General features: G+C 59.8%; 5 protein-coding genes and 1 pseudogene. All 6 read left to right on the top strand.

The features are described from left to right. Positions 1-32: 32 nt before the first annotated feature. Positions 33-1,238 (top strand): TadE/TadG family type IV pilus assembly protein, encoded by a 1,206-nt coding sequence (locus tag PDO_RS22365; protein ID WP_037075110.1) that lies wholly within the window; start codon positions 33-35, stop codon positions 1,236-1,238. Positions 1,239-1,503: 265 nt separating this feature from the next. Beyond that, the gene (locus PDO_RS22370; RefSeq protein ID WP_007607209.1) at positions 1,504-3,966 is read left to right on the top strand and encodes a glycogen/starch/alpha-glucan phosphorylase; all 2,463 of its coding nucleotides are present in this window, start codon (positions 1,504-1,506) and stop codon (positions 3,964-3,966) included. Next, positions 3,966-6,179 (top strand): 1,4-alpha-glucan branching protein GlgB, encoded by a 2,214-nt coding sequence (glgB, locus tag PDO_RS22375; RefSeq protein ID WP_007607212.1) that lies wholly within the window; start codon positions 3,966-3,968, stop codon positions 6,177-6,179. The genes PDO_RS22370 and glgB overlap by 1 nt, the downstream gene beginning before the upstream one ends. Positions 6,180-6,191: 12 nt before the next feature. Next, a complete protein-coding gene (glgC, locus tag PDO_RS22380) occupies positions 6,192-7,451 on the top strand; it encodes a glucose-1-phosphate adenylyltransferase (protein ID WP_007607215.1) in 1,260 nt (419 codons plus the stop codon). An 8-nt stretch (positions 7,452-7,459) separates the two neighbouring features. After that, positions 7,460-8,899: a glycogen synthase GlgA gene (gene glgA, locus PDO_RS22385; protein ID WP_007607216.1), complete on the top strand. Its 1,440-nt coding sequence runs from the start codon at positions 7,460-7,462 to the stop codon at positions 8,897-8,899. 4 nt (positions 8,900-8,903) lie between these two features. Next, positions 8,904-9,118: pseudogene (locus PDO_RS22390) on the top strand (alpha-D-glucose phosphate-specific phosphoglucomutase); the annotation flags it as partial.

Consider the following 9,118-nt stretch of genomic DNA (forward strand, 5'->3'; position numbering starts at 1 on the left):
CCCATCCAACCGACTGCCTTTGGATGGACATGATGACTAAAACCAACAGACAGCACACGCTTCTTGCACGGTTGCTGGGCGACCGTAGCGGCAATTTCGGCATGATGACCGCCATCATCCTGCCCGTGGCACTTGCGACCGCAGGTGTTGCCATGGACCTGAACAAGATGGTTCAGATCAGGGCAGCACTCCAGGATTCAGCCGACGCCGCAACACTGGCGGCCGCTTCGGCGCTGGCCGCCGATGGCATTACCGATGAAGCGGCCATCGAATTGGCCAAGAAGTTTATGGCGGCGCAGTTCAGCAACATCAACGGTGAGAGCGGCAGCGACATAGATGGAGCGGAGGACGATACGGTCGACAAGAATGCGATCGGCTCGGTGGAGCGCAACACCACCACCGAATCCGGCAAGACCTTCGACGTAACGCTTTCCGGTTACTACAACATGCCGACCAACGGCCTGACCGCTCTGCTCGGCTGGGACAAGGTCAAGCTCAGCGTGACCAGCACGTCACGGAGCACGACAGAGAGCAAGAACGCCCTGTCTATGTATCTTGTCCTCGACCGCTCCGGCTCGATGGCGGAAGACACCAGCACGGTCAATGCCGCAACACCGACCTACGACTGCGGCAAATACAACAAAAAGGGCAATTGGGTTAGCAAGACTTGCACCAAATACTACACCAAGATTGAATCCCTGAAGCTCGCGGTCGCCAATCTGACGACCCAGCTCAACACGGCAGATCCGGAAAACAAATATGTCCGTACGGCTGCCGTGTCTTACGAAGCCAAGATGTACACCCCGGTCAGCTTCGACTGGGGTACCACGCACACCCTGACCTATGTCCAGAAACTGGTTGCAGACGGCGGAACGGATTCGTCCGATGCGATGGCAAGAGCGTATTCCGACATCATCAAGTCGACCGAAGTCGATGCCCACAAGAGCAAGAACGGCCACAAGACCCCGGGGAAGTTCATCGTCTTCATGACCGATGGTGACAACAACTACTCCATTGCCGACACCGAGACGCTTGAAACCTGCACCTCTGCCAAGGCGGCTGGTGTCGAGATCTTCACGGTCGCCTTCATGGCGCCGAGCCGTGGCCAGGCTCTCCTCGGCAAATGCGCCACCGACACGTCGCACTACTACGATGCGAGCAATGCTGCCGAACTGGTCGCGGCTTTCAAGGAGATCGGCGAGAAGGCAACCCAGGCTTCGACTCGCCTGACCAACTGAGCCTAGCCAAAGCGTTGTGGCAAAATCCGCTGAAAAGCCGCGACCAACAAGGCCGCGGCTTTTTTTGGTCACGAAGTATTCGGTGATATAGTCGAAATCTCAAAAGCTTAATGAGGGAACAAAAGGCTCCGACATTTTATCGATGGCAGCCTTTGGCCTGTTGCAACTGTTTCATATCAGTGCGTAAACTGCATGTGAGGGGGACGATCACCGGCGCTCAAGAATCGGTGACGGCCCGGATGACCCAGCAACTCCAGGCGGACCGATGATCAAAACTCCCCACGCAGCTGACCTTCCCCTTCCCAAGCGCATCGCATCCGATCCGGATGCCCTTGCTGCCGAAATCATGGAGAAGCTGACCTATGCGATTGGCAAGGATGCCAAGGTCGCGACCCCCCATGACTGGCTGACGGCAACCATCCTCGTGGTGCGCGACCGCATCATCGACAAATGGATGGAATCGACCCGAACCACCTACCACAACAATGGCAAGCGGGTTTACTACCTGTCCCTGGAATTCCTCATCGGCCGTCTGATGCGCGATGCCATGTCGAACCTCGGCCTGATGGAGGATATTCGCCAGGCCCTCACCTCGCTCAGCGTCGACCTCGACGTCATCGCCGGCCTCGAGCCGGACGCTGCCCTTGGCAATGGCGGTCTCGGCCGCCTCGCCGCCTGCTTCATGGAATCGATGGCGACCGTCAACATTCCTGCCTATGGCTACGGCATCCGCTATGTGCACGGCCTCTTCCGCCAGCAGATGGCCGAGGGCTGGCAGGTGGAACTGCCGGAAAGCTGGCTGGCACATGGCAACCCTTGGGAATTCGAGCGTCGCGAAAGCTCCTACGAAGTCGGCTACGGCGGCACGGTCGAGACGATCACCAGCCCGGAAGACGAGTTGCGCTACGTCTGGAAACAGGGCGAGCGCGTGATTGCCACCGCCTACGATACCCCGGCCGTCGGCTGGCGCGGCGAACGCGTCAACACCTTGCGCCTGTGGTCTGCCCAGCCGATCGACCCGATCCTGCTTGATGCCTTCAACGCCGGCGACCATATCGGCGCGCTGCGCGAAAGCAACAAGGCCGAAAGCCTGACCCGCGTTCTGTACCCCGCCGACGCAACGCCGGCCGGCCAGGAACTGCGCCTCAGGCAGGAATATTTCTTCTGTTCGGCATCGCTGCAGGACATCGTCCGTCGTCACCTGCAGCAGGGCAATACGCTCGCCGCCCTGCCCGACAAGGTCGCCGTCCAGCTGAACGATACCCATCCCGCCGTCTCGGTTGTCGAACTGATGCGCCTGCTCGTCGACGTGCATGGCCTCGATTTCGACACGGCCTGGGACATCACCTCGAAAACCTTCTCCTACACCAACCACACCCTTCTGCCGGAAGCGCTGGAAAGCTGGCCGGTGCCGCTGTTCGAACGGCTTTTGCCGAGGCACATGCAGCTGGTCTATGAAATCAACGCCAAGATCCTGCTGGCGGCGCGCAAGAACCGCGGTTTCTCCGACAGTGAAATCAGCCGGATCTCGCTGATCGACGAAAGCGGCGATCGCCGGGTGCGCATGGGCAATCTGGCCTTTATCGGCGCGCATTCGATCAACGGCGTTTCCGCGCTGCATACCGAACTGATGAAGGAAACGGTCTTTGCCGACCTGCACAAGCTGTATCCGACCCGCATCAACAACAAGACCAACGGGATCACGCCGCGCCGCTGGCTGATGCAGTGCAACCCGGATCTGACTTCGCTGATCAAAGAGGCCATCGGCCCCGAATTCCTCGACGACGCGAGCAAGCTGACGGCCCTCGATGCCTTCGCCGACGATGCGAGCTTCCAGCAGAAATTCGCCGCCGTGAAGCGTGCCAACAAGGAAAAGCTCGCAGCGCTTGTCGCGAGCCGCATGGGCATCCGGCTTGACCCGAATGCGATGTTCGATATCCAGATCAAGCGCATCCACGAGTACAAGCGCCAACTGCTCAACATCATTGAAACCGTTGCCCTGTTCGACCAGATGCGCTCGCATCCGGAACGCGACTGGGTTCCGCGCGTCAAGATCTTCGCCGGCAAGGCGGCGCCAAGCTACCACAACGCCAAGCTGATCATCAAGCTCGCCAACGATGTCGCCCGCGTCATCAACAACGACCCCTCGGTCCGTGGCCTGCTCAAGGTCGTCTTCGTGCCGAACTACAACGTCTCGCTCGCCGAAGTCATGGTGCCGGCCGCCGACCTTTCCGAACAAATTTCGACCGCCGGCATGGAAGCATCGGGAACCGGGAACATGAAGTTCGCGTTGAACGGAGCATTGACCATCGGAACCCTCGATGGTGCCAATGTCGAAATGCGGGATCATGTCGGAGAGGAAAACATCGTGATTTTCGGAATGACCGCCGACGAAGTCGGCCGCGTCCGCGCCGATGGATACAATCCGCGTGCGGCGATCGATGCGTCCCGCGACCTTTCCCAGGCACTTGCGGCGATTTCCTCCGGCGTGTTTTCACCCGACGATCGCGAGCGTTATGCCGGGCTGATGCAGGGCATCTACCAGCATGACTGGTTCATGGTCGCCGCAGACTTCGACGCCTATACCCAGGCCCAGCGCAAGGTCGACGACATCTGGACCGACACACCTGGCTGGTACTCGAAAACAATCCGCAATACCGCGCGCATGGGCTGGTTCTCGTCGGACCGTACCATCCGCCAGTACAACGCGGACATCTGGAGAGCTTGATGGCAAGATCGCCGAAGAAGATCGGTGAGACAGGTAAGCCGGAAACACCGCCGGCTGAGGACGTGCAGGCAATTATCCAAGGCACCCATAACGATCCTTTCGCGATCTTGGGAATGCACCAGATCGGCAGCGGATATGTCGCGCGCTGCTTCGTGCCGGGCGCCGAAACGGTAACCGCCACCACCTTGAACGGTGCCGTGATCGGTGAATTGTTATGCCTCGATCAGGCCGGCTTTTTCGCCGGCCCGGTCAAGGTCCAGGCCTTGCAGCCGGTGCGCTACCGCGCATCGCGCGGCGATGCCGAATGGACGGTCACCGACCCCTACAGCTTCGGCCCGATCCTCGGCCCTATGGATGACTATTTCATCCGCGAAGGCTCGCATCTGCGCCTGTTCGACAAGATGGGCGCGCATCCGCTCAAGCATCAGGGTGTCGACGGCGTCCATTTTGCCGTCTGGGCGCCGAATGCCAGTCGCGTGTCGGTCGTCGGTGATTTCAACGAATGGGATGGCCGCCGCCATGTCATGCGGTTGCGCCGCGACACCGGCATCTGGGAAATCTTTGCCCCGGATGTGCGCACGGGTTCGGCCTATAAATTCGAGATCATCGGCAAGGATGGCGCTTTGCAGCCGTTGAAGGCCGATCCCTATGCCCGCCGTGCCGAACTGCGCCCGAAGAATGCCTCGGTAACAGCAGCCGAACTGGAGCAGGTCTGGGAAGACGAAGACCATCGCAAGCACTGGGCGTCGATCAACCAGCGACAGCAGCCGATTTCGATCTACGAGGTTCACGCCGCCTCCTGGCAGCGTCACCACGACGGCTCGCTGCTGACCTGGGACGAAATGGCCGAACGCCTGATCCCTTACTGTGTCGACATGGGTTTCACCCATATCGAGTTCATGCCGATCTCCGAATATCCCTATGATCCGTCCTGGGGCTACCAGACGACCGGCCTCTTTGCCCCGACGGCGCGCTTCGGCGAACCGGAAGGATTTGCCCGTTTCGTCAACGGCTGCCACAAGGTCGGCCTCGGCGTATTACTTGACTGGGTGCCGGCGCATTTCCCCACCGATGCCCACGGCCTGCGCCATTTCGACGGCACGGCACTCTACGAGCATGAAGATCCGCGCCAGGGTTTTCACCCCGACTGGAACACGGCGATCTACAATTTCGGTCGCATCGAGGTCCTGTCCTACCTGATCAACAATGCCCTCTACTGGGCCGAGAAATTCCACCTCGACGGCCTGCGCGTCGATGCGGTCGCCTCGATGCTTTATCTCGACTATTCGCGCAAAGAGGGCGAATGGGTGCCCAATGAATATGGCGGGCGCGAAAATCTCGAATCCGTGCGTTTCCTGCAGTCGATGAATAGCCATGTCTATGGCAGCCATCCCGGCATCATGACCATTGCCGAGGAGAGCACGTCCTGGCCGAAAGTGTCGCAGCCGGTTCACGAGGGCGGGCTTGGCTTCGGCTTCAAGTGGAACATGGGCTTCATGCATGACACGCTGAGCTATTTTGCCCGTGATCCGATCCACCGCAAGCATCACCATCAGGAACTGACCTTCGGTCTGCTCTATGCGTTTTCGGAAAACTTCGTCCTGCCGATTTCGCATGACGAGGTGGTGCATGGCAAAGGCTCGATGATCGCCAAGATGCCCGGCGACGACTGGCAGAAATTTGCCAATCTGCGTGCCTACTACGGCTTCATGTGGGGCCATCCCGGCAAGAAGCTGCTGTTCATGGGACAGGAATTTGCCCAGTGGAGCGAATGGAGCGAGAGCCAGTCCCTCGACTGGAACCTGCTGCAATACGCACCTCACGAAGGCATGCGCCGCCTGATCCGCGACCTCAACCTCACCTATCGCTCGAAGCCGGCGCTGCATGCACGCGACTGCGAGGGCGAGGGCTTCGAGTGGCTGATCAGCGAGGACCAGGACAATTCCGTCTTTGCCTGGCTACGCAAGGCACCGGGCGAAAAACCGATCGCCGTCATCTGCAATCTGACGCCGACCTTCCATTCGCACTATCGCATAAGCCTGCCTGCGGGTGGTCGCTGGCGTGAAATCATCAATACCGATGCCGAAATTTATGGCGGCAGCGGCAAGGGCAATGGTGGTCGGGTGGAGGCCCACACCTCTGGCGAGGGCTGGGCAAAGGCGGTGATGACACTACCGCCTCTGGCCGTGATCATGCTGGAATTGGAACAGTAAGGGGAGGAAAATATGACAGAAAAGCGGACCAAGAGCCTGTCGCGTGACGCCATGGCCTATGTTCTGGCCGGTGGCCGCGGCAGTCGTCTCAAGGAATTGACAGATCGCCGGGCAAAGCCCGCCGTCTATTTTGGCGGCAAGGCACGCATTATCGATTTTGCACTCTCCAACGCCCTGAATTCGGGCATTCGCCGCATCGGTGTCGCCACACAATACAAGGCCCATTCACTCATCCGCCATCTGCAACTCGGCTGGAACTTCTTCCGCCCTGAACGTAACGAAAGCTTCGACGTATTGCCGGCTTCGCAGCGCGTGTCGGAAACGCAGTGGTATGAGGGTACGGCCGACGCCGTATTCCAGAACATCGACATCATCGAGCCCTACGGTCCGGAATATATGGTCATCCTTGCCGGTGACCATATCTATAAAATGGACTACGAGCAGATGCTCCAGCAGCATGTCGACACTGGCGCCGATGTCACCATCGGCTGCCTGGAAGTGCCGCGCATGGAGGCTGTCGGCTTCGGCGTTATGCATGTCGATCCAACCGACCGCATCATCGACTTCGTCGAGAAGCCGGCCGACCCGCCAGGCATTCCCGGCAATGAAGACATGGCGCTCGCCTCGATGGGCATCTATGTCTTCCACACCAAGTTCCTGATGGATCTGCTCCGCCGTGATGCCGCTGACCCGAATTCCAGCCGCGACTTCGGCAAGGATATCATTCCCTACGTCGTCCAGAGCGGCAAGGCGGTCGCCCATCGCTTCGCACGCTCCTGCGTCCGCTCCGATTTCGAGCGCACCCCCTACTGGCGCGACGTTGGCACGATAGACGCCTACTGGCAGGCCAATATCGACCTGACCGACATCGTTCCGGAACTCGACCTCTACGACAAGTCCTGGCCGATCTGGACCTATTCCGAAAACACGCCGCCAGCGAAGTTCGTCCATGACGACGAAGGCCGCCGCGGCTCGGCGATCTCGTCGCTGGTCTCCGGCGACTGCATCATCTCCGGCTCGTCGCTCTACAAGAGCCTGCTGTTCACCGGCGTGCGGGCCAATTCCTATTCCCGTCTCGAAGGTGCCGTCGTGTTGCCCAAGGTCCAGGTGGGGCGTCATGCGCGGCTCACAAATGTCGTGATAGACCATGGCGTGGTCATTCCCGAAGGCCTGATCGTCGGCGAGGATCCGGAAATGGATGCCAAGCGCTTCCGCCGCAGTGAAAACGGGATTTGCCTGATTACCCAGGCGATGATCGACAAATTGGGTTAGCCAAATCCATGAAAGTTCTTTCGGTCGCCTCCGAGCTCTATCCCTTGATCAAGACCGGCGGCCTCGCGGACGTCGCCGGTGCCCTGCCCCTGGCACTCGGCGCCTATGCGATCGAGACCAGGACGCTCATTCCCGGCTATCCGGCCGTGATGAAGGCGATCAAGAAACCGAAGAAGGTGCACCAGTTCGACAACCTGCTTGGCGAACAGGTGACGCTGCTTGAGGTCCACCACGATGGACTGGATATTCTCGTGCTCGACTGCCCGGCGCTCTATGAGCGATCGGGTGGCCCTTATGTCGACGGCAATGCGCGAGACTATCCCGACAACTGGAAACGCTTTGCCGTGCTCTCCAAGGCAGGCGCCGAGATTGCAGCCGGCGCCCTGCCCGGCTTCGAACCGGACCTTGTCCATGTCCACGATTGGCAGGGCGCATTGACACCGGTCTACATGCGGTACGCCGAGGCCCCGGAAAAGCCGAGCCTGATGACGATCCACAATATCGCCTTCCAGGGGCAGTTCTTTGCCGAACTCTTCCCCTATCTCGAACTGCCGCCGCACGCCTATAGCGAGGCGCTCGAATACTACGGCACCCTGAGCTACCTGAAGAGTGGCCTTGTCACGGCTCACGCCGTCAGTACCGTCAGCCCCTCCTATGCCGAGGAAATCCTTACCCATGAATTCGGCATGGGTCTCGAAGGACTGATCGCCGGCCGTTCCGACGATCTCTATGGCATTGTCAACGGGATCGATTCCGACGTCTGGAATCCGGCCAGCGATGATCTCCTCGCTTCCAACTACTCGGCAACCACACTGAAAAAACGACCGGCCAACAAGGCAGCGCTGGTCAAGCGTTTTGGCCTGGACAGCGATGACGGACCGCTGTTTTGCGTCATATCTCGGCTGACATGGCAAAAGGGCCTCGACCTTCTGAGCGAAATCATCGACGAATTTGTCGATGCCGGTGCAAGGCTTGCCATTCTCGGCTCCGGCGACAGTGCCATCGAAGCCTCGCTGCAGGCGGCCGCCAGCCGGCACCGTGGCCGCGTCGGCATGGTGCTGGGCTACGACGAAAAGCTGTCCCATCTGATGCAGGCGGGCGCCGACGTCATCCTTGTTCCATCCCGCTTCGAGCCCTGCGGCCTCACCCAGCTCTACGCGCTGCGTTATGGCTGCATTCCGCTCGTCGCCCGCACCGGCGGTCTGGCCGACACCGTGATCGATGCCAATGAAGCAGCAATTTCCGCGGGTGTCGCCACCGGCATCCAGTTTGCACCGGTCACGGCCGATGCGCTGCGCCGGGCCGTCCGCCGCACCATCCGTCTCTATGAAGACCAGAAGCTCTGGTCGCAGATGCAGAAGCAGGGCATGAAATCCGACGTCTCCTGGGACCGGAGCGCGGCCCTCTATGCCGATCTCTATCAACGCCTCGTGTCGAAAGGCCAGTAACGTCATGATTTCCACCGTCACCACGAAACCCTATGCGGACCAGAAACCGGGCACATCGGGACTGCGCAAGAAGGTTCCGGTGTTCCAGCAGGAGAACTATGCGGAGAACTTCATCCAGTCGATCTTCGATTCGCTGGATGGCTTCGAAGGCAAGACGCTGGTGATCGGCGGCGATGGCCGCTTCTACAATCGCGAAGTGATCCAGAAGGCACTGAAAAT

It is taken from the genome of Rhizobium sp. PDO1-076, from assembly GCF_000247475.1.
Lineage (GTDB): Bacteria > Pseudomonadota > Alphaproteobacteria > Rhizobiales > Rhizobiaceae > Allorhizobium.

Coding starts and splice junctions, on each gene's coding strand:
- PDO_RS22365 (WP_037075110.1), top strand. CDS start 33: ATGACTAAAACCAACAGACAGCACACGCTTCTTGCACGGTTGCTGGGC.
- PDO_RS22370 (WP_007607209.1), top strand. CDS start 1,504: ATGATCAAAACTCCCCACGCAGCTGACCTTCCCCTTCCCAAGCGCATC.
- glgB (WP_007607212.1), top strand. CDS start 3,966: ATGGCAAGATCGCCGAAGAAGATCGGTGAGACAGGTAAGCCGGAAACA.
- glgC (WP_007607215.1), top strand. CDS start 6,192: ATGACAGAAAAGCGGACCAAGAGCCTGTCGCGTGACGCCATGGCCTAT.
- glgA (WP_007607216.1), top strand. CDS start 7,460: ATGAAAGTTCTTTCGGTCGCCTCCGAGCTCTATCCCTTGATCAAGACC.